The sequence below is a fragment of the Pelobacter seleniigenes DSM 18267 genome, from assembly GCF_000711225.1.
In the GTDB taxonomy this organism is placed as follows: domain Bacteria; phylum Desulfobacterota; class Desulfuromonadia; order Desulfuromonadales; family Geopsychrobacteraceae; genus Seleniibacterium; species Seleniibacterium seleniigenes.
In genome coordinates, this window is the sequence record NZ_JOMG01000004.1 from 850,100 (window position 1) to 875,938 (window position 25,839).

Consider the following 25,839-nt stretch of genomic DNA (forward strand, 5'->3'; position numbering starts at 1 on the left):
AGGGGTTGGATTGAGGGCAATTGTTGTTCAAAAAATTAGGCCGCAGCGATTATGAGATTGAGGATATAGTGAAGTGCTGAGAGAGCAAATTAAATTATTTAATCGATTTCTGGGAGTTGGCGATTTTTTAATCTTGGCTGTTTCTATGTTTCTTGCCCACTCTATTACTGACGGGCAAAAATTTGAGTTGCGTCAGCATTTTTGGATTCTTTCTCTCGCTCTTCCCCTTTGGATATATTTGTTGGCAAAATATAAATTATATGCAGGAGGAACTGTTCGCAAAGGAATCTATGACGTTCTCACCTCGGTGTTTTCTGTCCATATCCTTGGTGGCAGTATCTTAGCCGGTTTTTTGTATTTCCTCCAATTGCCTTATGTCGGGCGTAGCCAGTATCTTTCTTTTTTATTTTTCTCCTTCGTTCTTTTTAGTATTGAGCGGCTGGCGATCCGTAGCTTTGTAAAAATTTATTCCCGGTCGGGTTTGGTTTCCAGAAACTTGATTATTGTTGGGGCACAGGATAAAGCACAGGAATTTTATAAATTAATCCAGGAACATTCCGCTTGGGGGATGAAAGTTCTGGGTTTCGTACAGATTATGCCCAAAGGTCGACCAAAGGAATGGGTTAAGGGGAATATCCTAGGTCAAGTCGAGGATCTCATTGAAATTTGCAAACAGCATCCGGTCGATGAAGTCGTTTTCTGCCCACCAAAAAACTTTATTGTTGATACTGAGAAGTATGTCAATGCCTTGGATGAACTTGGGGTGACTGTCCGGTTGACCCTGGATTTTTATCAGATTCCTCAAGCCCGGCAGGAACTGAGCTTTTTTCATGATCAGATCCCGGTTTTGACATTCTACAGCAAAGCTTTTAATTCTCGTCAACTTTTTTTAAAACGTCTTCTGGATATTTTCGGATCTCTCGTCGGGTTGTTGTTAACATGTTTGCTGCTGCCTTTTATCGCATATGCAATCAAACGGGATTCTCCAGGACCTTTACTTTTTGGTCAGGAGAGAGTCGGCCAAAGCGGCAGAACGTTTCGTTGTTGGAAGTTCCGTTCTATGTATATAGACGCGGAGGAGCGTAAAAAAGATTTAATGGCGCAAAACGAAATGAGCGGTGCGATCTTTAAAATCAAGGATGATCCGCGGGTCACCAAAGTTGGCCGTTTTTTACGAAAGACCAGCTTGGATGAGCTACCGCAATTTTGGAATGTTCTTAAAGGGGAGATGAGCTTGGTTGGGACCCGGCCGCCGACTCCCAATGAGGTGGCTGAATATGAAAATTGGCATCGCCGCAGGATCAGCATCAAGCCTGGTATCACGGGGAACTGGCAGATCAGCGGGCGAAGCGCAATTGAAGATTTCGATTCAATTGTCAATCTGGATCTCCAATATATTGATAACTGGACAATCTGGCTGGATATCAAAATTCTTATAAAAACAATCTTAGTGGTGTTTTCCCGTGAAGGGAGCTGCTAAGCTTGGTGTCTTTGTTTTTGCGTTAGCTGGGGTTACCAGAAAGAATTGTTATCAGTACTTTTCCTGCGGGAATATGCTTTGACTTCATGGATGAGTATCCGTTATTTTCATTTTTTTTCTGAACTGCGGTTTATTAAATAGTTGGCATCCGGAAACTCCGGATGCTAACGCATAAGTTTTTAGATTGGAAACGAGCAATTTTTGGTTGTGGCAAGGAAATCAAGGGCTTATGCGGAGGCGTAGTTCTTTACGCCGCACAAATAAGCCCGCAGATTGACACCACCACGGCGGAAAAGGGCCGTTTCCGGATGACAACTAAATAGAAGGGGAGTCAATGGCTTATTTTCAGAAGCCTTTCATAATTGCACTCATTGTTTTCGGGCTGTTTTTAAATCTCCCCGGCGTGGCCATTGCTGTCCCTGCGACCAGCCAAATACCTTTGGACAGTTGGGTTTATTCTGCACTGGATAGAATTTCTGCGCTCGGCTTGGTCAATTCGTCACTTCAAGGAACCAGGCCATATACTCGATTTGAGGCGGCCAGGCAAGTTGAAGAGGCACTAACTACAGCAGAGTTTCAAGACGTTTCTCCTGCTATTCATACTCTTCTCAAAAAGTTGGAACGTGAGCTCGGTGATACGTTGACTGATTTGCGAGAGGATTCTTCAGCGGGCTTTCTCAAAGTACGGGAAGTCCAGCTCAAATATATTTATCAAGATGGTGATAAGTCCACGATCGCTGGAAACGGTGTTGCCGCTAGTCAGCATCCCCTTAATTATAATAATTATGGTCTCAATTATCAGGAGCAGAATGCTCAACTTATTCTCCAGGCAGAAGGCAGGCTTGGCGGTTTTTTTCTGGTTGATTTAAGGCCGCTGATTCTATTTCAAAATGGTGAAGATAATGATACCGATGTGACTCTGCTTGATGGCAGGGCTGTTGTTCAGTTAGGTTCATTTGAGATATCCGTCGGTCGGCAATCATTGTGGTGGGGGCAGGGAAAGCACGGCTCTCTGGTGTTGACTAATAATGCCAAACCGTTGGATATGGTTCGAATGACCAATTCAACTCCATTTCTTTTGCCTTGGTTTTTCAAGTATCTTGGTCCTTTTCGGTTTGATGTATTCTGGAGCCGATTGGAAAAAGATAGGAGTGTTGAGAACCCTTATTTCGCAGGATTGAGGATTAATACCAAGCCTTTGCCATGGATTGAGTTAGGTGCATCCAGGACGGTTATGTTTGGAGGCAAAGGAAGACCTAATGTAGGATGGAGTGATTTTATAACGATATTGGGTGGAAAAAACCTTTCCGGTGGTGAAGATACCAGTAATTCAATAGCTGCTCTTGATGCGCGCCTCCGGTTGCCTTTTTTGTGGAATGCTGAGGTTTACGGTGAATATGGTGGGGAAGATGAAGCAGGTCATTTTATTGCCAATACTGCCTGGCTGGCTGGTTTGTACCTGCCTAAGATTGATCCCTCCGGGCGGTTAAGTTTGCGCCTGGAACAGGCTGACTTATCTCAAATTGACGACAACTCGCCGGTTTGGTATCAGCACGGCATTTATCGTTCCGGCTACACCTATGAAGGGATAATCATGGGTCATCATGCCGGTGGCGGTGCCAAAGATACGTCTTTGGAAGTTGAAGCCATTCTTAGTGAAAACCTTTTGCTGACCGTCGGTTTTGATTACGAGGAAAGAGGCTTTGATCAGCCTGTTCATGAAAAATACAAAGAAATATCCACCGCTCTTTCCTGGGATTTTACCGAAAACCTGAGTCTTGATTGCTCAGCCCGGTATGGAAAGGTCGATAATTTTAATTTCGAATCCAATGACAGTGAAAATGTGAGTTTGGTTTCTGTTGGTTTGCGGGGGCATTGGTAAATGAAAGCTCGCATAAGGAGTTTGGTTGTGCTGATGAAGTTTGGTCGTTTGCTGTTTCTTCAGATATTGATTGTCGGTGTTTTTTTATTCCCGACGGTGGCTTTCTCGCAGGTCATGCCAACTGAAATCGGTGCAACAAGCTTGCAAAGCACTGCCGGTTACAGGAATGTTATTAAAACCCTGACTCCTGATCAGCAAAAGCAGTTGGCAGAGTATCAGCAAATGTTGCGACAATTATCTCCGGAACAACAGGAGTTGTTGCAACAATATCAGAATAACTCTGCTGATGCTGGAGGAGCGAACGAGCATATCGAGTATGATGCCACCGGAATGAGTGAACAAAACAGGGATATGCGCCAGGACGGAGGCACCAACACTGGGAGTGGAGATCCTGACGCTTCGTTCGGTAGCAATTTGAAGGCTGTTGGCTCCCCAGGCGTCGAATTTTCAAAAAGCGATAAGGTGTCTCTTGCTTCTTCGGCAGAAAAGTATTTTTCGGGTCTGGCCAAAGAGAAAAAGAGTCCGCGCGCGCAGGTTCCTCAAGATCTAACCGTGCTAAAGCAGTTCGGGTTCGAATTTTTTGCCAATACAGAAGGGTTTAAAGCAGATCCAATGGAACTGGCTGGACCCGATTATGTTTTGGGCCCGGGCGATGCGTTGCGGGTTGATGTGTGGGGAAATATTGAAGGTCATTATCAAACCGTAATTGACCGTAACGGTGAAATTGTTCTGCCTAAAGTCGGGGTTATTAATCTTTTAGGAGAAACATTTGCTCAAGCAAAGGACACAATTAATAACCAGATCGGGAAATATTTTAAGCAATATCAAGTGAATGTTTCTCTTGACTCTTTGCGTTCCATTAATGTTTTTCTGGTTGGAGAAGTGCAGGCACCTGGCACTTATCAGGTCAGTTCTTTAAGTTCGGTCCTGGCCGTTTTATCCGAGGCCGGTGGCCCCACTAAAAACGGCAGTCTTCGAAATATTAGTGTGCTACGCCAAGGTAAACAGCTGGCCAGGATCGATCTTTACGACTTTTTCCGGTCCGGAGATAGTAGTCAGGATGTCCGTTTGCAAGCAGGAGATACCATCTTAGTGCCAATAGCAGGTTCATTGGTTGGAATATCTGGCGATGTGCGACGACCGGCAATTTATGAGTTGACTACAGGAGAGACCCTTGGTGATCTGCTGGACATGGCTGGAGGAATTGTATCAACGGCCTATTTACAAAAGATCCGCCTGCAGCGGGTGGCAGACCACAATCGTAATGCTGTGATTGATCTGTCTTTGTCTGGACCTGAAGAGAAAGTTGCTGAAACCCTCAAATATAACCTGCAAGATCGTGATCTTGTGCAGATTGCTCCGATTACTGATGCCGGAGGGTATGTCTCTTTAACGGGTTATGTCGCCAGACCAGGAGAATACCAACTGGAGCCTGGCATGCGTTTAGCCGACTTGCTGCTTCCTTATGGCAATCTTCTTCCTGAATATTATCCACAAAAGGCACAGCTTATTCGTACATCACCACCAGAGTATCGGCAGGAACTCCTGACTATTAACTTACAACAGGCTTTAGACGGGGATTCGACGCAAAATCTTTTACTGCAGGAATATGACGAGGTTCAACTTTTTTCACGGCAAGAGATGGAAGAGCTTCCTCAGGTGACCGTCTCTGGGGCTGTATTGCGTCCAGGGCAATACCCATTGTTTGATAACATGTCTATCGTTGATTTGGTAACAGCCGCTGGCAATTTGAAGAGAAGTGCCTATCTGGATATGGCTGAGTTGACCCGTTATCTTCCCTCTGGAACTGAGACCAAAGTTGAGCGCTATGAAATTAACCTTGCCAATGCTTTAAACGGTCAGCCTCAGAATAATATGAAATTGGAACCCAATGACCATTTGATCATTCGCTCCATTCCTGACTATCAGGATCGGTTTATGGTCAAGGTTTCCGGAGCTGTTTTATTCCCAGGCGATTATGCTATTGGCAAAGGGGAGACTCTCTCTTCTGTATTGGAACGAGCCGGAGGATATACCGATAAAGCGTATTTACGCGGTGCTGTGTTCAGCCGCGAATCTTTAAAAGAAGTTCAAAAGAAACAGATTGATAAATTAATTGCTGAAGAACAAAAGCAACTATCCAGGATTGCCGAAAATATTGCTATTGGAGCGATGAGCGCTGAGGAGGCTAAATCAGCGGAAACTCTTTTGGCCAATCGGAAAATGCTGATTGAGGACTTGAAAAAAGCCCCTGTGACCGGACGCTTGGTCATTGATTTGGCCTCTATCGAGAACTTGAAAGGGTCTCCTCAAGATATCGTTTTAATGGATGGCGATTCGCTTCTGGTTCCAGAAAACCCTCAAACAATCAACATCCAAGGGGAAGTATACAATTCAACCTCACTTAACTGGGAACCGGGGAAAACGGTTGGTTATTATCTTGACAAAGTCGGCGGTACCAAAGAAACAGCCAACAAAGAAGAGATGTTTGTTGTTCGTGCCGATGGTACTGTCGTAAGTAAGCAACAGTCTGGACATTCCCTTGGTTGGGACAAGGAAAAGTGGCGGTGGACCTTTGGTGGATTTGAAAATACAGTCCTTTATCCAGGAGACTCCATTCTGGTTCCGGAAGAATATAAGCAATATGACTGGTTGAGAGAAACTAAGGATATCACAACAATTCTCTACCAGATGGCTCTGGGCGCTGCTGCTGTGGCGAGCTTTTAAGCGAGTGGCGTGAAGAGAGGAGCTTTGCGCTGCACTCTCCTCATCGGGAAAGATTTGTTATGCGGTTAACCCAGCATCAGATAACTACCTTCAAACGAGTCGGCGAGGAAGTTTTCGGACCGGACGCCCAACTCTATCTGTTTGGTTCGCGAGTGGACGAACGTCGAGCAGGCGGTGATATTGATCTCTACGTCGTTGGGTTTGATCGACCAACAGAACAGCAAATAGAAGCTAAATTACGTTTTTTGAGCAAAGTGAAATTGTCCATTGGAGACCAGCGCATTGATTTAGTGTTTTCACCTGCGCCCGGACAGTCTTTTTTGCCAATACATCAGCAGGCTGAGCAAACTGGGGTTTTATTGTGAATCGACAGGAAATAATTAGCCTTAAATTAAGGCCAGCTCTGGCTGAATGCGATCAGCATCGATTGCGGCTGCATTCTGCCTGGGAGGAAGCCGTGACCTTTGAACCGTTTCAGGTTGGTTTTAAAGGTGATTTTTCTGATGATCAGATCAGAACCCTGGACCAACTGCTGTTCCGTTTTGGTAAACTCCAGGACGCGATTGGCACGCGTCTGTTGCCCGCGACGCTGCAAATGGTTCAGGAATGGCAGGATGTCGAACCATTTCTGGATAAATTGAACAGAGCTGAAAAGCTTGGCATGCTCCCTTCCGTGGAGCAATGGCAGTTGCTGCGAGAATTACGCAACCAGACGGCCCATGAATATCCCGATCAGCCGGAAATTGCCAAAGCAAATCTTGCCAGGTTGTTGGCGCAAGTTCCTATTTTGGAGAAAATCCATAGCCAGATCTCTCAGTGGGCAGAGAATCGTATTTACAAAATGGACGCAGATAAACGCAGATAAAACCAGAAGAAATTTTGGGTTAAGGTTTGTAGCCAAAAGAAAAAGGTCTGGACTTCATCCACAGTTATCAGCGTGCATCAGCGTTCGCTAAAAAAGGTTCTACGACAGAAATGAAATTGAACGCAGATAAAAACGAATAAACGCGGATAAAACAGAAAATATTTTGGGTTAAGATTTATTGTCAAAAGGAAAAGGTTTGTTTTTATCCGCAGTTATCGGCGTTCATCAGCGTTTGATTATTAGGTTTTGAGTACATCTGAATGGGGAGGATGTGGTTAAGGATAAAGCGTATTATTCCAGTATGACCGAAGAAATCATTGGTTGCGCATTTCGAGTTGGCAACCTTCTTGGTAACGGGTTTCTTGAGAAGGTTTATGAAAATGCCTTGGGTTATGAAATCCAGAAGTCTGGTTTGAAAGTTAAGCAGCAACACCCGATCAGTGTCTATTATGAGGGCGTTGTTGTAGGCGAATATTTTGCTGATTTGATTATCGGAGATTCTATTATTGTTGAGCTGAAAGCCGTGTCTGCTTTAGATAAAAAGCATTTTTCTCAGTGTATGAATTATCTCAAAGCAACAGGATACAAGGTTGCACTTTTGATTAATTTTGGAACTTCAAAAGTACAGGTTAGAAGGATCGTAAATTCTTTGTGAATAGAACGCAGATAAGGGCGGATAAACGCAGATAAAATCAGAAAAGATTTAGGGTTAAGCTTTATTAGCAAAAGAAAAAGATTTGACTGTATCCTCAGTTATCAGCGTGTATCAGTGTTCGCTAAAAAATTAAATGCCGATAAAGCTGAATGATCACTGATAGAGGGAATAGAACATATGGTTATTGGCCTTAAACTTTGAAATATTAAATTTGATTTTATCTGAATTGATCGACGTTCATCTGTATTGATTTAAATAGCTTTTTTCTTGGAATATTAATATGTCAAATAGCATTGATGATAGAAACCCGGCTTCTCAACAAACTGACGGCGATGAAATAAATCTTCTCGAATATCTCCTAGTGATCGTCAAGCATAAGAAAATGATTTTCTTGACCTGTCTGGTGACCTTCATTCTCACTTGTGGGATAACTCTGTTGATGCCAAATATTTATACGTCTACAGCACGGATATTGCCGCCGCAGAATGATAAAGGCGGGTTGAGTTCGATGCTCGGTAGCGTCAGTAATATAGCTGCGTTGGCGGGACTATCTGTTGGTGGCGGGTCTGGAGAACTCTATGTCGGAATGCTGAAGAGTCGCTCTATTGCTGATGCAATTATTGATAAATTCGATTTGATGGAAATTTATGGTCAAAAGTATCGAGTTAAAACTTATAAAATTCTTAATGATGCCGTCAATTTTTCAGTTGGGAAAGATGATGGAATAATTACTGTAACTGCTGAAGACGAAGATCCTAAACGAGCGGCAGCTATTGCTAATACTTATATTGAAGAATTGAAAAAACTTAACATTAAACTTAACCTTAATAATGCTGGTAGAGAGCGATTGTTTCTTGAAGAACGGTTGGCTGTTGTCCAAAATGATCTCTCCAAAGCTGAAGATGCGCTCAAGGATTTTCAAGAGAAAAACAAGGCGATCCGTATTGATGCACAGGCAAGTGCGATCATTGATGCGTTTGCAACCTTGAAAGGAGAGTTGGCCAGCAAAGAGGTTGAGTTGGGCGTTCTTCGTTCTTCACAAACTGATCAAAATCCACAAGTTAAAGCTCTTCGAGAAGAAATTACTCAGATTAGAGAGCAAATCTCTCAACTCGAACAATCCCATGATGGAAAAACTTCCTCTGCGGATATTTTTCTTGCAACTTCAGAGGTTCCTGAATTGGGCATTCAGTATGCTAGGTTATTGAGGGATTTGAAAGTCCAGGAGACTCTTTATGAGTTGGTTACCAAACAGTATGAAATGGCAAAAATTAGTGAAGCCAAGAATACTTCGACTATTCAAGTTCTTGATGCTGCAATGGTTCCTGACAAAAAAAGTAAGCCTAGAAGGAGCATAATCGTTTTGGCTACAACTTTTGCCATGGGATTCTTTGCTCTCATTTTTGCATTCATTCGGGAATATGGGCAACGGATGGATAAGGAAGACAGATTGTTGTGGCAACAAATTAAAGAAAATATTTCTTTGAAAAAATAGTATTAAAATGAATATTTTACTAAAACTTTCTAAAAGTAAAGAAGGTTGGAATCCTATATGTATTTATTGGTTTGTGAAAAATGTAAGTATGGTGCAATAAAAAATGGACATAGCCACTGCCAGCGTGAGTCTGTTTTTAGTTATTTGACAAACTGTATTCAAAAAAAAGCATTGGATGATTATTTGGAGCGTAATGTCCATGTTGATCTGAATTTGGACCAGTTTGTCGGGCAATGAAGATATGAAGCGAATACTTTCAATTTTTGGTACCCGGCCAGAAGCGATCAAAATGGCTCCAGTAGTCAAAGCTTTAGCGCAATATCCAGATAAATTTGATAGCCGTGTGTGTGTCACAGCACAACATCGGGAAATGCTTGATCAGGTTTTGGCATTGTTTCAAATAAAACCTGACTGGGATTTAAATATTATGAAACCCGGACAAAATCTTACGGAGGTAACCTGTAATGTGTTACAGGGGTTGTCTCCTGTTCTAGAGAGTTTCGGGCCAGATGTTATTTTGGTTCATGGGGATACCACAACGACGATGGCCGCTAGCATGGCTGCTTATTATCAAAAGATTTCCGTAGGGCATGTTGAGGCGGGTTTGCGAACGGGGGATATCTACTCTCCCTGGCCGGAAGAAATGAATCGAAAGTTGACGGGGAACATGGCCCGTTACCACTTTGCTCCGACCGAAGGAGCAGGTAAAAATCTTCTTGCTGAAGGAATTACTGGTAGCTCTGTCTATGTAACTGGGAACACGGTTATCGATGCACTCTTGAGTGTCGTTGCTCTGCTAAACAATGACAAACAATTGATTCAAGATATGTCCGAGCAATTTTCTTTCCTCAACAATAATAAAAGGCTTGTGTTGGTCACCGGGCATCGGCGGGAAAATTTTGGGCAAGGATTTGAGGATATCTGCCAAGCTCTTAGGGAAATTGCTCTCAATCATCAAGCTGTTGAAATCCTCTATCCGGTTCATCTCAACCCGAATGTTCAGGAACCTGTCACGCGGATTCTCAAAGGTATTGACAACGTATTTCTTATTAAACCGCAGGAATATCTCCCCTTTGTTTATCTGATGAATCGTGCATACCTGATTCTGACTGACTCCGGCGGCATTCAGGAGGAAGCTCCTTCTCTAGGCAAACCGGTACTTGTTATGCGCCAAACCACCGAGCGTCCAGAAGCCGTGGAAGCTGGGACCGTCAAGTTGGTTGGAACGGATTGTAGAGTAATTATAAGAGAAGTTTCTGCATTATTGATGGATCAGAATTATTATAAAAAAATGAGTCTTGCCCATAACCCTTATGGGGATGGCCACGCTAGTCGACGAATAGTTGAAATATTATCAAAATAGAAAGAAAAAGAGATATCTTATGGAATTTAATACAATTTCAGTAATTGGTCTTGGCTATATTGGATTGCCGACCGCTGCAGTTTTCGCCTCCCGCAAAAAGCAGGTTATAGGTGTGGATATTAACCAACAAGCTGTTGATACAATCAATGAAGGAAATATCCATATCGTTGAACCAGACCTGGACATGGTTGTTCGTGCTACTGTTACTGAGGGTTACTTAAAGGCAACTACAATCCCAGAACCTGCAGATGCCTTTTTGATAGCTGTTCCTACGCCATTTAAATCTGATCATATTCCGGATTTGTCTTATATAGAAGCCGCTTGCAAAGCGATTGCTCCAGTTCTTGCCAAGAATAATTTAGTGGTGCTCGAGTCTACTTCTCCGGTTGGAGCAACAGAGCAATTAGCTTCCTGGTTGGCGGCATTACGACCTGACCTGTCCTTTCCTCAGCAGTTTGGCGAGAATTCAGACATCAGAATAGCCCATTGCCCAGAGCGTGTTCTTCCTGGACATGTTTTAACCGAATTGGTCCTTAATGACCGCGTTATTGGTGGAATGACAAGCAAGTGCTCAGACATGGCCGCTTCACTATATAAGACATTTGTCAAAGGTGAATGCATTATAACTAATGCCAGAACTGCTGAAATGTGTAAGTTGACAGAAAATAGCTTTAGGGATGTCAATATCGCTTTTGCAAATGAATTGTCGATTATCTGTGACAAGCTCGCTATTAACGTCTGGGAATTGATTCAATTGGCCAATCGACATCCACGCGTTAATATTTTGCAACCGGGACCAGGTGTTGGAGGACACTGCATCGCAGTTGATCCGTGGTTTATTGTTAGTAAGACCCCCGCAGAGGCAAGGTTGATTCATGCTGCTCGGAAGGTCAATGATAGTAAGCCTTTTTGGATCCTTGATAAGATTGTTGCTAAGGCAAAACGTTTTAAAAATCCGATTATTGGTTGTTTAGGAATAACATTTAAGGCCAATATAGATGACATTCGTGAATCCCCTGCTTTGAGAATAGTGCAACAGCTCATAAAAATGAATGTTGGTGAAGTGGTTGTTTGTGAGCCGAATCTACATCGCCGATTTTTAGAATTTTCTTTATATTGCCTTGATGAGGTTCTTGAGAAAGCTGATATCTTAGTAGTATTAGTAGATCATGATGAGTTTAAATCGATTTCAGGAGATGCATTGAAAGAAAAAGTTGTGATTGATTCGAGGGGGATTTTGAAATAAAAAAATCTTTTGTAATAATTTTTTTAGTAAAAATTATCGTAAACCTTTAATTTTTATGGTGTATTTATATGTAGTTACTTGCTGATTTTAAAAAATGTATTTTAACTTAAAGCAGGTCTTCGCCTATTTTTAGGTCGAGGAATTATCAATTCAAGGAGAAAAAATGTTTAGTGAAAAATCAATTTTAATAACAGGAGGGACTGGTTCATTTGGTAGGAAATATGTTCAAACGATTCTTGAATCCTATCCTACAATAAGTCGGTTGGTTATTTTTTCTAGAGATGAACTAAAACAATATGAAATGGCACAAGAATTTCCTCCAGATAAATACCCTCAAATTCGTTATTTTATTGGTGATGTTAGAGACAAAGATCGAATTACACGAGCTCTAAAAGGTATAGATGTTGTTATTCATGCGGCTGCACTAAAGCAGGTACCAGCTGCTGAATACAATCCGTTTGAATGTATTAAAACCAATGTTATCGGAGCACAAAACTTAATCGAAGCTTGTCTCGATTCCGATGTAAAAAAAGTTGTTGCGCTTAGTACAGACAAGGCTGCTGGACCGATTAATCTTTATGGGGCTACCAAACTATGCTCAGACAAATTGTTTACAGCAGCCAATAATATGAAAGGAAGGAAAGATATTAAGTTTTCTGTGGTCCGTTATGGCAATGTCCTAGGGAGCCGTGGTAGCGTCATCCCATTCTTTCTGGAGGAACGAAAAAAAGGCTCCATCCCCATTACCGATGAACGTATGACACGTTTTAATATTACCCTTTCTGAAGGAATACAATTTGTCCAAAAGGCTCTAGAGGTCATGTGGGGTGGTGAGATTTTTGTACCGAAAATTCCCAGCTACCGTATCCTTGATGTCGCAGAGGCTATTGCTCCAGATTGTCAGCGCAAAGTTGTAGGGATCCGCCCTGGCGAGAAACTTCATGAAGAAATGATTACAGCAACTGACGCTATTAATAGTGTCGAGTTTGAAGACTATTTTGTTATTTTACCTAGCTTGAAATTTTGGTGTCCTGAAGAATTTATGAATATTAATAGCGGCATTCGTTGTCCCGAAGGCTTTAGTTATAATAGCGGGACAAATGCGGAATGGCTTACAGTCGAGCAAATAAGAGCGCTTATTCAGCAACATGTTGACCCAACTTTTCATGTGTGAGAGATCTCGGTGGTAAATAAATTTATTCCATATGGCCGACAAGCAATTGATCAGGCCGACATAGAATATGTCATTAATGTTCTGCAATCGGATTGGCTGACCCAAGGACCTTCTGTCTCTAAGTTTGAAGACGCTGTCGCAAAATATTGCGGTGTCCGCTATGCTGTGGCCGTGTCCAACGGTACAGCTGCGCTACACCTTGCTGCCCTCGCCGCTGGGTTCGGCGCTGAGGATGAGGTGATTACCTCTCCTATTACATTTGTTGCTTCTGCTAATTGTATTTTGTATGCGGGTGCTCAGCCGGTGTTTGCCGATATTGATCCCGACACCTATTGTATTGACCCAATTCAAATTGAGTCTAAATTATCAGAGGTTACCAAAGGGGTTATTCCTGTCCACTTTGCTGGTCACCCTTGTGATATGGGGGCAATTTCAAAAATTGCTAGGGAAAATCAGCTTATTGTTATTGAGGACGCTGCTCATGCTATTGGTGCTTCCTATACAATAGATGGAAAACACTACAGGGTTGGATCATGCGCTCACAGCGATATGTCGATTTTTTCTTTTCATCCAGTTAAGCACATCACCACTGGTGAGGGGGGGGTGGTAACTACAAATTGCAGAGACCTCTACGAAAAACTTCTCATGCTAAGGTCACATGGAATTACCAGGGATCCTAGGCTGCTTAAAAGAAATGAGGGCCCTTGGTATTATGAAATGCAAACTTTTGGTTTCAATTACCGCATTACTGATCTGCAATGCGCATTGGGCATTAGTCAGCTCAGGAAACTAGATGGGTTTGTTCAAAGAAGACGGGATATTGTTAAACAATATAATTCCAATTTTTCAAATGATCCACGTTTTATTGTTCCACACGAAAATCAAAATGTATTTTCGTCGTACCATCTTTACGTGCTCCGTTTTAGAAGTCCACTAAGGTTGGAAATTTTTGATTATCTGAGGCAGCAGGGAGTGGGTGTTAATGTTCACTATATCCCCGTTCATTTCCATCCTTATTATGAGAAGAATTTTGGCGACCACCGTGGTGAATACCCTGTTGCTGAGGCCTATTATGAAAATGTAGTAACAATCCCACTTTTTCCAGGCATGACGAATAGTGATGTTGACTATGTCATCTCTAAGGTCCGTACTGCTGCAGATATGTTTGCCTGATTGCTACTTCAACCTAAGGTTATTGGAAGGGTAAAATAGCAAAAAATTATTTTTCTCGGGAGGTCAAGCTCTAATGAAATTAGTAAAAATAATTGCTGAAGTAGCAAATGCCCATCAAGGTGACGTAGGACAGCTTCACGAACTTGTTGTGGCGGCTTCAGCGTCAGGTGCTGATGCAATTAAGTTTCAATGGTTCCGATACGATGTTCTAGCCACTCCAGATTACCAGTGGTATCAAGTTTACAAAGATCTTTTTATTGAACCTGAAGTTTGGAGTGAGGTGGTCTCAGCGGCAAAGAAGATAGGTTTGGAGGTATGGATTGATGTCTTTGACACCTGGGGGTTGAAGCTTGCGCAACAGTTAGATCAGTATATTGATGGATACAAACTACCTCCGACAGTGATACAAATGCCAAGCTTAGGTGCGGAGTTGGTGGCCATGGAAAAACCTCTGCTGATTGGGGTTGGGGGATGGTATGATCAAGAGATCTCTCAGGCATTGACAACTATGGGGGCCGGGCCAGATAGCCAATTGGTGTTGATGCACGGTTTTCAAGGCTATCCGACTCAAACTAAAGATGCAGCATTGTCGAGAATAAGGCATCTGAGGGATCATTTTCAGCGGCCTGTTGGCTTCGCCGACCATGAGGATGCGGCAAAAGTTACAGCTATTGATATGCCAGCTTATGCAGTTGCCGCCGGTGCTGAGGTTCTGGAAAAACACTTGACTCTTGATCGATCAGCCAAGGGCTATGATTATTATTCGTCTCTTGAGCCTGCTGAATTTGCTGCAATGGTCGGGAAAATCAGACAGCTTGAACAAATCTTCGGCGACTCGTCAATCACTGAGTCTCAGCGAGCCTATCTAAAAGATGCGCTGCGGGTAGTGGCAACGCAAAACTTGGAGGCAGGCGAGCTTGTGACAGCAGCTAACACTGCCTCCAAAAGATGTCCTACGGAAGCAGGGCTTTTACCGGTAGATTTTTTTAATAGGCTTCCTGCTGTTGTCCGTGGCAAGGTTAAGAAGAACCAAGCTATTACTGATGACATGCTGAGACCCCCCAGAATTGCAATTGCGGTTATCTGCCGGTTAAAATCTACCCGACTAAGAGAAAAGGCATTGCTTCCGATCAACGGTGTGGCATCAATTGAAAGATGCCTGCTTAATTGCTTGGCCGTGCGTGGGGTAGATTCAGTTGTGTTGGCGACCTCAGGTCTTCCTGATGATGATCCATTGGCTAAAGTTACACTTGATGGAAAGGTGAAAGTTCTGCGCGGCGACCCTGAGAATGTAGCGATGCGAATGGTACAAGCTGCTGACTTGGTACAGGCTGATATTATTTTAAGAGTTACCGGTGATTGTCCTGTCGTTTCCCCGGAGATTCTTGAATATCTGATTGCTTCACATTTCGAGACTGGAGCCGATTTTACTGCGCCGACAAATGAACATGCCATTGGAACGGCGGGAGATGTCTACACAGTGGCAGCAATTAGAAAGCTGTTGGGGGTTTCGGTTCCGTTGGCTCATACTGAGTATCTGTCCTTTTATTTCCGAAATAATCCGAAAATTTTTTCCATAAATGATGTTGTCCTCCCTCAAATGTGGAGAAAAAAATGGCGATTGACTTTGGATGAGCCAAGAGACCTTGATATGTTCCAAGAATTATTCAGCGGGCTTAAGATCGGATTTGAACCGACTTTTTTTACCGATGTCATTAAGTATTTTGAGCGCCATGAAGCAACAGCTCTAATTAATGAATCCGTTTCCCTTAAATGGCGAGATAATACTGAACTAGTTGAAGCTATTAAAATTGAGACAAAAATTGAGGATAGATTTTGGAACTTCAAAAAGTCATAATCCGGGCAGACGCCTCATTGGAAATTGGTAGTGGACATGTAATGCGTTGCCTTACACTCGCTGAAGCCTTAGTGAAAAGAGGGTTTGATGTCTCGTTTGTATGTAGGGATTTAATTGGAAATCTTGCGGAGGATATAAGGCAGCGAGGATTTGCCTGTCACCTTCTTTTTCATGAACCATGTGATCATGTCAATAGAGAAGATAATGAAGCATTCCCTCTTCATATAAAATGGCTTGGAGTAGATTGGGAGAAGGATGCAACACAAACCCTGTCAGTTCTGGCAAAAAAGAATAATTGTACCAACTTGTTGATAGTTGACCACTACAGTTTGGACTACAGGTGGGAGACATTTTTGCGTCCCTATGTTGAGAAAATAATGGTCATAGATGATTTAGCTGACCGTTCTCACAACTGTGATATACTTCTAGATCAAAATTTATACGCAAACTTCGAAAATCGTTATAACGATTTAGTTCCCTCGCATTGTAAAATGTTACTTGGTCCAAAGTATGCTTTGCTCCGGCCTGAGTTTGGAAGTGCTAGGGAAAGAGGCAAACAAAGAGACGATGAAAATAAACGGATCTTGGTATTTATGGGAGGAAGTGATCCCAATAATGTGACTGAAAGAATTTTAACAACTATCCATCAATTGAGTCTGTCTTGCCTTGATATTGACATCGTTGTTGGTAGTACCAATCCTCATGTGGATAAACTCAATCATTTCTGCGAAGGAAAAAGCCGTTTTGCCTTACACTGGCAAGTAAATAATATGGCAGAATTGATGATCGAAGCTGACTTGGCCATTGGTGCTGGCGGTACTGCGACGTGGGAACGTTGTTGCCTTGGACTTCCGAGCATTGGGATATCGATCGCTTCAAATCAGGAGGAATTGTCTGTCTGTTTAGCAGAAAAGGGAGGGATGTTATATTTGGGTTCTTCTGAGACGATTTCAGAGGACATCCTTGCCAGTGCCATTATGCTATTAATTAATAATAATAGTCTTTCCAAGTCAATGAGTCACACCTGTTTGAACCTAGTCGATGGCTGTGGTACAGAAAGAGTCGTAAATATTTTAGATGAGATCATAATACAGTTGCGAAAAGTTACCATGGAAGACTGCGACGTTATTTATCAATGGCGTAATGCTGAAGTGACTCGCAGACATATATTTAATCCTCAGCCAATCTCACTGGTTAACCATCAAAAATGGTTTCGGGAGAGTATTGATAACCCAGCGAGGGTTTTACTTATAGGAGAGTCTGAAGGAAAACCAATTGGTGTGTTGCGCTACGATTTTGAAGATACCGAGGCACTTATCTCCATTTACCTTACACCTGGAAATCATGGCAGCGGGATTGGTACGCAGTTGATTCGGGTTGGCAGCAGATGGTTGCGCAGTAATATGCCACATATAAGAAATGTCAGGGCTGAAATACGGGCTGAAAATATTGCATCGCAACGAGCCTTTGCAAAGGCAGGATATAAAGAAAATTATTCAATTTTTGTAAAGGATTTATAATGAATTTTCGCAAACTAAAAACTCATCAAGGCATAAGTATAGGCGAATTTCAAGTGGGGCCAAATTTTCCTCCCTTCATCATCGCTGAAATGTCGGGTAATCATAACCAATCTCTTGAACGCGCTTTGAAAATAGTTGATGCAGCAGCGGAAAGTGGGGCGAATGCTCTGAAGCTCCAGACTTATACTCCTGATACGATGACATTAGATCTTGATGATGGAGAATTTTTTATAGAGGATCCCAAAAGCATCTGGAAAGGAAGCTCTCTTTATGCTCTTTACCGGGAGGCGCATACGCCATGGGAATGGCACAAGCCGATCTTTGATCGATGTCGTGAACATGGAATGCTATGCTTTAGCACTCCGTTTGATGAGTCATCGGTAGATTTTCTGGAGAATTTGGGTGTCCCTTGTTACAAGATTGCCTCCTTTGAAAATACAGATATCCCATTGATACGAAAAGTTGCTTCAACTGGGAAGCCGATGATCATATCCACAGGCATGGCTTCGATAGCGGAGCTTGATGAAACAGTCAGAGCGGCAAAGGATGCTGGTTGTCCGGACTTGGTTCTACTCAAGTGCACCAGTACCTATCCTGCTACTCCGGAAAACACGAATTTGCGGACTATCGCTCACATGCAGGAACTTTTCGGCTGCGAGATTGGGCTGTCCGATCATACAATGGGTATTGGGGTGGCGGTCGCAAGTGTCGCTTTGGGTGCGACTGTCATCGAAAAACACTTTACACTTTGCAGAAATGACGGTGGTGTGGATGCTTCATTCTCCATGGAGCCCGATGAAATGAAGGCGCTGGTTTTTGAAACGAGACGAGCTTGGCAAGCGCTTGGCAAAGTAAACTATGGTGCGACAGACAAAGAAATAGCCTCCCAAAAATATCGCCGCACCCTTTATGTGACCAAGGATATCGCTCAGGGAGAACCTTTCACTAACGAAAATTTACGGGCGATTAGACCGGGATACGGACTGCCTCCAAAATACATTGGTGTTTTTATAGGGAAAAAAGCCCGTATATCCTTGAAAAAAGGAACTCCTCTTGACTGGGATATGATCGGATAGCCCTAGGTGGACAGCGTTGTATCAATGTTAAAACAGTCTCTTGCCAAAAGGGCGGTTAAAGAGTCTGTTTTATTTTCACTCAGTTCTGTTTTTTTTCAAGGTTCCAAATTTTCCACCTTCCTGTTGGCAGCAAAGCTTCTGGGACCAGAAATTTATGGTCTGTGGAATGGGATTGTATTAATTTTAATGTATGGTCCAAATATCCACTTGGGAGTTCTTAATGCCTTGAATCGCGAGATCCCATATCAGGAGGGGGCAGGGAATCATGAGAAGGTCGTTGTACTGCGAAATACGGGAGCTGGGGTAGTATTTGTAACAGCAGTACCATTGTCTTTGTCTGTTTTCTGCATTTCGTTTCTCCCTTGGATTGATCATCCGTTGGATGTTGGCCTCAGGTACGTGGCCGTTATTCTTTTTTTTCAATATTTCTATATATTTCAACAGATGTTACTCAGATCTCATGGGTTGTTTAGCCTGATGAGCATTCAGCAGGTACTCTATTCAATAGCAACTATTTTGATCATATTACCTGCAACTTACTATTTTAAGTTTGATGGATTTTTGGGCGGGCAAATCATCGTATTGATTGTGACCTTATTGTTTTTACGTGGGCATAATGCAATTAAAGTAAAACCTCGATTTTTATGGGTGGATATCTTTCCTCTAATAAAGATTGGTTTCCCTATCATGATGGTGAGCCTCGCCTACAGTTTATTACAGTCAATTGACAGATTATTTATCGTCAAGTATCTCGGTAAGGTAGAGTTGGGGTATTATACTCTCTCGATTATGGCCACAGGAATACTCACGCTATTTCCAATGGTCGTAGGCCAAGTTGTATATCCCCGGATGGCAAGGAAGTTTGGGAAAACTCGTCGGATCGAAGATTTGAAGCCGCTCATCTACACTCCTACTGTTCACTTATTATGGTCGATGGCAGTACTACTGACAGCTGTTTATTTTTTTGCGCCGTTTCTGGTTGAGACATTTTTGCCTGAATATGCAAGAGGTCTTGATGCGCTGAGGATAACGATTTTTGGCCTACTGTTTCTCTCTCTGGTTGGAGGCTTTGCTAATTTTCTGAATACGGTCGGATTGCAAAAAACCTATCTAGCAACTCTGACAATTGCAATCACAATCGGCATTGCTCTCAATTATGCATCAATGATGTATGGATATGGTATTGAAGGGATTGCCGCAGCGACAAGTATTACGTATTTTCTCTATTTACTGATTATCATGGGAGTTTCTTTCAAAGCGATGGGCAGTGGGGATTTTAAGTCTAGGATGGATGGGTAATGCTGTGAACCGAGAACAGTTAACAATCTATCGAGATATTAGTTTTATTGCGTGTTTGGTGTTGGTGCCAACGATTATATCTGCCGTTTATCAAACCCAGATGTTTAATGAAATGGTAAGCCTTCAGTTTGTTGACGAAATTATTTATATTTGTATGATATTTATTATTCTTTATAGGTATATAATAAAGAAAAAAAAAGTACTTTATCTTGGTTTTATTTGTTTTTATATAGGGTATTCTTTTTTTTTGATTTTCAAAAATTCTCTACCAATGACACACGTATTGCAGATTTTTTTGACAGTTAAGGCATTTTTAGCTTATTTTTATTTCAATACTATGCCTTGCCAATATAAAGATAAAATGATTAAACTTATTGTCAAGTTTTTAATGATTTTATTTTTCATCTCTTTTGTTATCTCTATAATAGAGATTATAAATCCTGTTATGGTACACAATATAACATCGTCTCGCCTAGAATATCGTGGTATTTTTAATGTAGGTATTTCTTCTTTTGCATCTTCAAGAGTTTTTTTTGCTGAATTTTTATTAATAATTATAGTTTTGAAAATTTCCTTCCAAAAAAAAATACTTGCCTATGGAACGGAATTTAATTTTAAACCAATTAAAATTGCCCTTATTTTCTTTAGTCTTTATTTGCTACTATTGGCAACTGCCAGTCGGAAGGAAATTGTTCTTGGATTTGCTGCTATCCCGGTTTTGGCTTTATCGAGGGTAGGGGGCATAAAGAAAGTCATTATACTTAAAATTTCATTTATTCTTTTGCTAGGATTTGCGGTTTTTTTTATACAATTGTTTAAAGATATTAACTCGGTTGCTCTTTCGGAGCGCTATGTCCGCTTATATCTTCTGCTGATTGCCTTGAATATTTTTGTAGATTACTTTCCTTTTGGATCTGGTCCCGGTACGTTTGGTTCAACGATGTCTATTGGGTATGGAAAGGTCTACGAAATGTATAATGTCGGAGAAAATATTTTAGGGTTTGGTGGGGCCGCCCGCGGGCCAATTTATGATATGTTTTTGACGTCATTACTGGCGGAGTATGGAGTTGGGATTTTAATCTTCATATTTTTTCTTGTTGCTCTTTACAGAGCTCACCCTAGGGAAATATTTCTTGATGGGTCTATTGCCGATATAATATTTTTGAAAAGAGCGTTTTTCTTAATGATTTTTGTTTTTTCAATATTTACCCCGGTGCTAACAAACTGGATCGGGCTAGTTATGTTTTCAATTTTAGGTTTGATAAATGAAGAGCGTGCCTAGATCTTTTTCAGAGATCACTGATAGTTTGTCTTCCCTTGAGGGGATTATGCCACTCGTTCGTCTTGGAACGAAGCGCTATTCAGCGTGGCCAGCCATAAAGAATTTTTTATTTCAGAAATGCTCAGGGGATATGATTAAGGCAAGAAATAATCAGCCTCTCGATCTCTTGTCGAGGCAGGGTATTTTTTATTTTCTCATATCTATTGTTAATTTTTTAAGATTGATTTGGGGGAGAGGTAGGGCGAGAAAGATTATACTGACTGCTAGCTCTGGTCTGCTTGTGCATGAGATGCAGATTATTGATTCTTACTCTGCGCTGAAGTTAAATTCGTCAAAAAATATTTTTTTTATTAATTGTAACAATATAAAAAATTTTTCTCGTTTTAAAAGTGAAATTTTTAAAAATTGTATCATCGTCGACAACTATAGCCTTGGTATTTTATCTAGAATATTTGGACTTGCAGTTAAGGCAGTATATAGATTTTTTCCGACTATGTTCTTCAATCACTCAAATTTAATTGATTCTGTGTCTGCACTAAAAGAACACGGATTTAATGTTGAGAAGAAAGAATTGTCTGATGTGATTGTGAAGTTTTTATCTGAATATTTTATATATCGAATTGTCTTCAACTTACTAGGGCCAAAGGAGGCACTGATTGTATCAGCTTTTTCAAAGTCAGGCATCTGTGCTGCGTTGAAGCATGGTGGTGTCTCGGTGACCGAACTCCAACATGGTATTGTAGGTAGAACCCACCATGGATATAATTATAGGCCACACCTCAAGTCAAGTACGCCTGAAATGCCTACGCCAGATAGCATTGCCGTATATAATAGTTTTTGGAAAGAGGAATTGTGTTTGCCTGGTTTTTTTAAACAAGAACAAGTTTTTATTTCTGGTCGATTGAAATATGATATCGCGACAGAGCCAATCGAGTTGCCCGGTTTGAAGAAAGAACAATATGTTATTTTTACTGGACAGGCTGCTTTTTACGTGGAAATTGCCGGTTTTGTTAATAGTTTGATCGCGCTCTGCAAGGAGATGGATCTTGCTCTGACTTTTGCATACCGACCACACCCGAAAGAATCTATTGAAGATATTAATCGTTTGTATAAACTTATTGATTCCAATATGAATTTTGTTGTCATTGGAAATGAACTGGACATTACCACGGAACAATTGATTTATAATTCTAAATTACATCTGTCTATTTTTTCTGCTTGTCACTTTGATGCTATCCATTTTAAGGGAAGGTCTTTTGTTCTGGATACCGGTGTTGATGGGGCTATCGACTATTTTATTAGTAAATACAAGGGTGATAAATTTGTCATCGTCTGCAGTGCAGATGATTTAGTTAAGTTTCTGTGCTAGCTGAATTCTACTATCGATTTACAGAACCTCTTTGACTATAAGGTGCTAACATGAAAGGAAGAAAGCTGAGTTTTAAAAGAAGGTTTTTTTTTCTAATTTATCACTTAGTCGGGAAGCATTTACCACCTACTCACATGCCTTATGCTGTCGGTGTAAAACAGTTCAGAGGTTTTCTTGTCAGAAATTCTATTAATTCAGCAGGGAAAAATTTAAAGATTGAAAGCAATGCAAACATTTCGCCTTTTATTGAGGTTGGTGACAACTCAATGCTAGGAGAAAACTGTCGAATCTATGGAGGTGTTGTAATTGGCAAGGATGTCCTGATGGGACCCGATGTTCATATTTTAACAAAAAATCATGTTGCCGATAGAATTGATATTCCGATAAATCTACAGGATGAAACGTACGCGCCGGTTACCGTTTTGGATGATGTCTGGATAGGTACCAACGTTATTATCCTGCCGGGAGTTATCGTTGGAGCACATTCTATTCTTGCTGCAGGGGCTGTCGTTACTCAAAATGTTCCTGAATACGCTATTGTCGGTGGCATTCCTGCAAAAATCATTAAATATAGAAGATAAGATGATCATGACTTTAATTGATGAAAAAACGGTAAGTATCGGCAATGTGCCAATGCATTCATTGACAATGAAGGAAACCCTACTTCTCATTGAACAGGCTATGTCTAAAGAAGGATGTTTTCTTCAGCATGTTGTTATAAATGTGGCTAAATTGGTCAACATGCAAACCCAGAAAGATCTTAAGGACTCAGTCCTCGCATGCGACATCATTAACATTGATGGAATGGGGATTGTGTGGGGCGGTCGTTTTTTAGGATTGAAGATTCCAGAAAGAGTCGCTGGTATTGATCTGTTTTCCGAGTTGCTGTCCTTTGCCCAGCGTCAGGGGGAAAGGGTATTTTTCCTGGGGGCTAGCAATGTGGTTCTCAATTTGGCTGTTGACAATCTTCAGAAGACTTACCCTGATTTGAACATCGCTGGTTGGCATCACGGGTATTTTGGGGATAATGAGCTATCCGTTGTTGAGAAAATTAGAACTTCGGGTGCAACGATGTTGTTCGTAGCTATGAGTTCACCTCAAAAGGAAAAATTTATAAATAAATGGCGTGATGTCTTAGGTGTTAAATTTGCCATGGGAGTAGGTGGAACTCTTGATATTGTTGCAGGTAAAACTAAAAGGGCGCCATTATGGATGCAGAGATACGGTCTTGAGTGGTTGTATCGAGTTATTCAAGAGCCACGAAGAATGTGGAAACGATATCTCTTTACAAATTGTAAATTTTTATTCCTACTGATTAATGAGAAATTAAAAAATATTTCTGCAGAGCAGTAAAAAAATTATTGTATATTTTCAATATCTTTTATAATAAAATTTTTATCATTATTGTAAATCCTTTTATTCTTAGTAAAATGATTTTTTCTAAGAATAATAAGACCGTCGATCTTTCTCTTGGAGTAGACAAACAAGTCATAATCTGGTCTATGCTCACCATCATATTTAAAGATATTTCCTTCAATTATATGTAAAGATCCTTTAATTGGAACTATCTGTATTGCTTTAGTCTGACTGTGGTCTCGCGATTTAATTCTAATAAATACATTGTTTTTTATGACTGAATGTGAGACTCCATAACTGCCTTTTCCGTAAAATTGTATGCCGGCAGATGAAATAACTGCTTTGACGATATCAATGGAATCAAAAAAATTACCTTCAATCGATACTTCTTTTAACAACGATTGAATTCCATGATTCGTAAAATTTTTAAAATGATTACTTATTATTTTGAGTGAAGCCTGTATTATAGCTCCATCTTTGTCTGGCCCAGAGGTTATAATCCCATCGTCTCCTCCAATGATTTTATTTTTTTTAATAGTGATATTTTTGGTTATACAGTTAGGGGCTATTGAGTTTCCATGAACATATATTCCATTGGTCTGGTCTAAGTTTCTATTGCCAATTTTATTAAGATTTGGAATGATAAAACTACAACCTTGAACTAGAATATTAGATAGAATTCTATCACTATTTGTTTTTTGATTTACTCCGCCAACTGTTATGAATACTCCAGTTCTGCTATTTATGGATCGACTATTTTCTATGATAATATCCTGAGTTTTTGCTCCTTGATGCCAACTCCCCACATAAAAAGCCCTTTTCCCTCCGTTTAAGTTAACGCTAACGTTGTCGATGATTACGTTTTTAGCATTGGAAATAGCCACTCCATTCATGTGTGGATCGGGGCCATTATATTCAATAGCTAAGTTTTTGATTTGGATATTTTTAATTTGTGTAGTGTGCAGCCACTTATCGTTGCCCGTGAATCCAGAGGTTGGACCCATTATTGCTATAAATGCACCAAGGTGTGTTGAGGAATACTTCTTGGAGTTGTTTTTTATAATTGTTGCCTTTCCATTGCCAGACACTATTAGATTGCTAAAGTCAATTATTAGGTCTCTTATCAGGTAGGTTCCGGAAGAGAAGTGGAGATGTTTGTTTCCAGTAGATTTAATATCTTGTAGCATCTTTTTTGTCAATATCTCACTTCTTATACTCTTGTCTGCATTTCCGAAGAGTCCCCACCATTCAGGAAATACAGTCATGATTTTATTCCCTAATTCAATAGATCCTTCTCCTTTAAATATGTTTATGAGTGGGGCATTTATTGAGCCATTTATACATAAATTTTTGTTTTTTTCTGTATAAAAACTTCCATTTTTACCAAAAATTATGGTTATGTTTTCAGGTATTATTGTATTTTTTTGTATGATAATTTCATTTTTAACTACTATAAAATTTTCTTTTTTTTTTGTAATTTCTTTCAAAAGAGAATTGAAATCTTTTATTTCTACCCTATGGAGATTGGTTAAATCTTCTAGGAAAAATATTTCTTCTAATTTCGTTGAAAAGCTTAAAGAGGGACCGAGCATGAAGAGAACTAGCATCACAGACATGCTATAGTTTGAAGGTTTTTTTATGAATTTACAATAATTAGGCATAGCGGTTAAATAGTCGATCCCTCTAAAGCCTGCATTCCATGATGCGGATAAGAAAAAAAATGGACAATCGCTTAAGTCACTTTTTCATTGCCATTATCTTTTCAAATTCTCTGGGCTGAGATATCCAAGATGGGAGTTGAGTCCCCCGCTGTTGTAGAACATCTCAATGTAGTCAGTGATATCCCTACGAGCATTCTCTCTAGTTCTGTAATGAGAAAAGAAGACCCATTCCGTTTTTAAACTGCTCAAAAAGCTCTCTGCAAAGGGGCGAGTAGTGCAGTGGGATCTCACCACTGCACTCTCATCAATTTTATGCGTGATCCTCTCGACTCATACGGTTCTTGGCATCCAGCTTTGA

The 25,839-nt window shown here is 40.9% G+C and carries 21 protein-coding genes; 19 read left to right on the forward strand and 2 right to left on the reverse strand.

Annotated features, from left to right (window positions below; translation table 11 throughout):
* The first annotated feature begins 73 nt into the window (after positions 1–73).
* The 19 genes from N909_RS0120865 (at position 74) to N909_RS0120960 (ending at position 23,817) form a co-directional block, all read left to right on the forward strand.
* Positions 74–1,480 carry a sugar transferase gene (locus N909_RS0120865; protein ID WP_029918052.1) on the forward strand — a complete coding sequence of 469 codons (1,407 nt, stop codon included), beginning with the start codon at positions 74–76 and terminating at the stop codon, positions 1,478–1,480.
* 334 nt (positions 1,481–1,814) lie between these two features.
* On the forward strand, positions 1,815–3,362 hold the full coding sequence (locus tag N909_RS0120875) for a capsule assembly Wzi family protein (RefSeq protein ID WP_029918053.1): 1,548 nt from the start codon (positions 1,815–1,817) through the stop codon (positions 3,360–3,362).
* Between the two features lie 33 nt (positions 3,363–3,395).
* Positions 3,396–6,089, forward strand: a complete 2,694-nt coding sequence (locus N909_RS0120880; RefSeq protein ID WP_245613653.1) for an SLBB domain-containing protein — start codon at positions 3,396–3,398, stop codon at positions 6,087–6,089.
* 59 nt (positions 6,090–6,148) lie between these two features.
* Positions 6,149–6,454 (forward strand): nucleotidyltransferase domain-containing protein, encoded by a 306-nt coding sequence (locus N909_RS0120885; protein WP_029918055.1) that lies wholly within the window; start codon positions 6,149–6,151, stop codon positions 6,452–6,454.
* A gap of 92 nt (positions 6,455–6,546) precedes the next feature.
* Complete coding sequence (locus tag N909_RS24110; protein WP_155006023.1) at positions 6,547–6,954, forward strand: hypothetical protein; 408 nt, start codon at positions 6,547–6,549, stop codon at positions 6,952–6,954.
* Positions 6,955–7,255: 301 nt separating this feature from the next.
* The gene (locus tag N909_RS0120895) at positions 7,256–7,609 is read left to right on the forward strand and encodes a GxxExxY protein (RefSeq protein ID WP_155006038.1); all 354 of its coding nucleotides are present in this window, start codon (positions 7,256–7,258) and stop codon (positions 7,607–7,609) included.
* A 280-nt stretch (positions 7,610–7,889) separates the two neighbouring features.
* The gene (locus N909_RS0120900) at positions 7,890–9,104 is read left to right on the forward strand and encodes a GumC family protein (RefSeq protein ID WP_029918058.1); all 1,215 of its coding nucleotides are present in this window, start codon (positions 7,890–7,892) and stop codon (positions 9,102–9,104) included.
* A gap of 241 nt (positions 9,105–9,345) precedes the next feature.
* The gene (wecB, locus tag N909_RS0120905; RefSeq protein WP_029918059.1) at positions 9,346–10,467 is read left to right on the forward strand and encodes a non-hydrolyzing UDP-N-acetylglucosamine 2-epimerase; all 1,122 of its coding nucleotides are present in this window, start codon (positions 9,346–9,348) and stop codon (positions 10,465–10,467) included.
* Between the two features lie 19 nt (positions 10,468–10,486).
* On the forward strand, positions 10,487–11,713 hold the full coding sequence (gene wecC, locus N909_RS0120910; protein ID WP_029918060.1) for a UDP-N-acetyl-D-mannosamine dehydrogenase: 1,227 nt from the start codon (positions 10,487–10,489) through the stop codon (positions 11,711–11,713).
* A 163-nt stretch (positions 11,714–11,876) separates the two neighbouring features.
* Positions 11,877–12,887: a UDP-N-acetylglucosamine 4,6-dehydratase (inverting) gene (gene pseB, locus N909_RS0120915; protein ID WP_029918061.1), complete on the forward strand. Its 1,011-nt coding sequence runs from the start codon at positions 11,877–11,879 to the stop codon at positions 12,885–12,887.
* Positions 12,888–12,896: 9 nt separating this feature from the next.
* Entirely contained in the window at positions 12,897–14,060 is a 1,164-nt protein-coding gene (gene pseC, locus N909_RS0120920; protein ID WP_155006024.1) for a UDP-4-amino-4,6-dideoxy-N-acetyl-beta-L-altrosamine transaminase, read from the forward strand.
* A 73-nt stretch (positions 14,061–14,133) separates the two neighbouring features.
* Positions 14,134–15,918 (forward strand): N-acetylneuraminate synthase family protein, encoded by a 1,785-nt coding sequence (locus tag N909_RS0120925; RefSeq protein ID WP_029918063.1) that lies wholly within the window; start codon positions 14,134–14,136, stop codon positions 15,916–15,918.
* The gene (gene pseG, locus N909_RS24115; RefSeq protein ID WP_036684200.1) at positions 15,897–17,438 is read left to right on the forward strand and encodes a UDP-2,4-diacetamido-2,4,6-trideoxy-beta-L-altropyranose hydrolase; all 1,542 of its coding nucleotides are present in this window, start codon (positions 15,897–15,899) and stop codon (positions 17,436–17,438) included. Before N909_RS0120925 ends, pseG begins: the two co-directional genes overlap by 22 nt.
* Positions 17,438–18,514, forward strand: a complete 1,077-nt coding sequence (gene pseI, locus N909_RS0120935; protein ID WP_051689998.1) for a pseudaminic acid synthase — start codon at positions 17,438–17,440, stop codon at positions 18,512–18,514. The genes pseG and pseI overlap by 1 nt, the downstream gene beginning before the upstream one ends.
* Positions 18,515–18,520: 6 nt before the next feature.
* Positions 18,521–19,813 carry an MATE family efflux transporter gene (locus N909_RS0120940; protein WP_155006025.1) on the forward strand — a complete coding sequence of 431 codons (1,293 nt, stop codon included), beginning with the start codon at positions 18,521–18,523 and terminating at the stop codon, positions 19,811–19,813.
* 4 nt (positions 19,814–19,817) lie between these two features.
* Positions 19,818–21,095, forward strand: a complete 1,278-nt coding sequence (locus N909_RS0120945) for a hypothetical protein (RefSeq protein ID WP_155006026.1) — start codon at positions 19,818–19,820, stop codon at positions 21,093–21,095.
* Positions 21,079–22,464, forward strand: coding sequence for a hypothetical protein (locus tag N909_RS0120950; RefSeq protein WP_155006027.1), 1,386 nt, complete (start codon positions 21,079–21,081; stop codon positions 22,462–22,464). The genes N909_RS0120945 and N909_RS0120950 overlap by 17 nt, the downstream gene beginning before the upstream one ends.
* A gap of 50 nt (positions 22,465–22,514) precedes the next feature.
* Positions 22,515–23,045: an acyltransferase gene (locus N909_RS0120955; RefSeq protein WP_029918069.1), complete on the forward strand. Its 531-nt coding sequence runs from the start codon at positions 22,515–22,517 to the stop codon at positions 23,043–23,045.
* Positions 23,046–23,052: 7 nt separating this feature from the next.
* Entirely contained in the window at positions 23,053–23,817 is a 765-nt protein-coding gene (locus N909_RS0120960) for a WecB/TagA/CpsF family glycosyltransferase (RefSeq protein ID WP_051690023.1), read from the forward strand.
* Between the two features lie 5 nt (positions 23,818–23,822).
* Here the strand turns inward: N909_RS0120960 and N909_RS0120965 are convergent, their stop codons facing one another.
* Together N909_RS0120965 and N909_RS26600 are read right to left on the reverse strand one after the other, a co-directional pair.
* Positions 23,823–25,427 carry a glycoside hydrolase family 55 protein gene (locus tag N909_RS0120965; protein WP_245613654.1) on the reverse strand — a complete coding sequence of 535 codons (1,605 nt, stop codon included), beginning with the start codon at positions 25,425–25,427 and terminating at the stop codon, positions 23,823–23,825.
* Positions 25,428–25,574: 147 nt separating this feature from the next.
* Positions 25,575–25,775 (reverse strand): IS3 family transposase, encoded by a 201-nt coding sequence (locus N909_RS26600; protein ID WP_425415856.1) that lies wholly within the window; start codon positions 25,773–25,775, stop codon positions 25,575–25,577.
* Between the last annotated feature and the right edge of the window lie 64 nt (positions 25,776–25,839).

Excerpts from the sequence above, each read along its gene's own strand:
- N909_RS0120875 (WP_029918053.1), top strand. The coding sequence starts at position 1,815 with ATGGCTTATTTTCAGAAGCCTTTCATAATTGCACTCATTGTTTTCGGG.
- N909_RS0120880 (WP_245613653.1), top strand. The coding sequence starts at position 3,396 with ATGAAGTTTGGTCGTTTGCTGTTTCTTCAGATATTGATTGTCGGTGTT.
- N909_RS0120885 (WP_029918055.1), top strand. The coding sequence starts at position 6,149 with ATGCGGTTAACCCAGCATCAGATAACTACCTTCAAACGAGTCGGCGAG.
- N909_RS0120895 (WP_155006038.1), top strand. The coding sequence starts at position 7,256 with ATGACCGAAGAAATCATTGGTTGCGCATTTCGAGTTGGCAACCTTCTT.
- N909_RS0120900 (WP_029918058.1), top strand. The coding sequence starts at position 7,890 with ATGTCAAATAGCATTGATGATAGAAACCCGGCTTCTCAACAAACTGAC.
- wecB (WP_029918059.1), top strand. The coding sequence starts at position 9,346 with ATGAAGCGAATACTTTCAATTTTTGGTACCCGGCCAGAAGCGATCAAA.
- wecC (WP_029918060.1), top strand. The coding sequence starts at position 10,487 with ATGGAATTTAATACAATTTCAGTAATTGGTCTTGGCTATATTGGATTG.
- pseB (WP_029918061.1), top strand. The coding sequence starts at position 11,877 with ATGTTTAGTGAAAAATCAATTTTAATAACAGGAGGGACTGGTTCATTT.
- N909_RS0120925 (WP_029918063.1), top strand. The coding sequence starts at position 14,134 with ATGAAATTAGTAAAAATAATTGCTGAAGTAGCAAATGCCCATCAAGGT.
- pseI (WP_051689998.1), top strand. The coding sequence starts at position 17,438 with ATGAATTTTCGCAAACTAAAAACTCATCAAGGCATAAGTATAGGCGAA.
- N909_RS0120950 (WP_155006027.1), top strand. The coding sequence starts at position 21,079 with ATGAAGAGCGTGCCTAGATCTTTTTCAGAGATCACTGATAGTTTGTCT.
- N909_RS0120955 (WP_029918069.1), top strand. The coding sequence starts at position 22,515 with ATGAAAGGAAGAAAGCTGAGTTTTAAAAGAAGGTTTTTTTTTCTAATT.
- N909_RS0120960 (WP_051690023.1), top strand. The coding sequence starts at position 23,053 with ATGACTTTAATTGATGAAAAAACGGTAAGTATCGGCAATGTGCCAATG.
- N909_RS0120965 (WP_245613654.1), bottom strand. The coding sequence starts at position 25,427 with ATGCTAGTTCTCTTCATGCTCGGTCCCTCTTTAAGCTTTTCAACGAAA.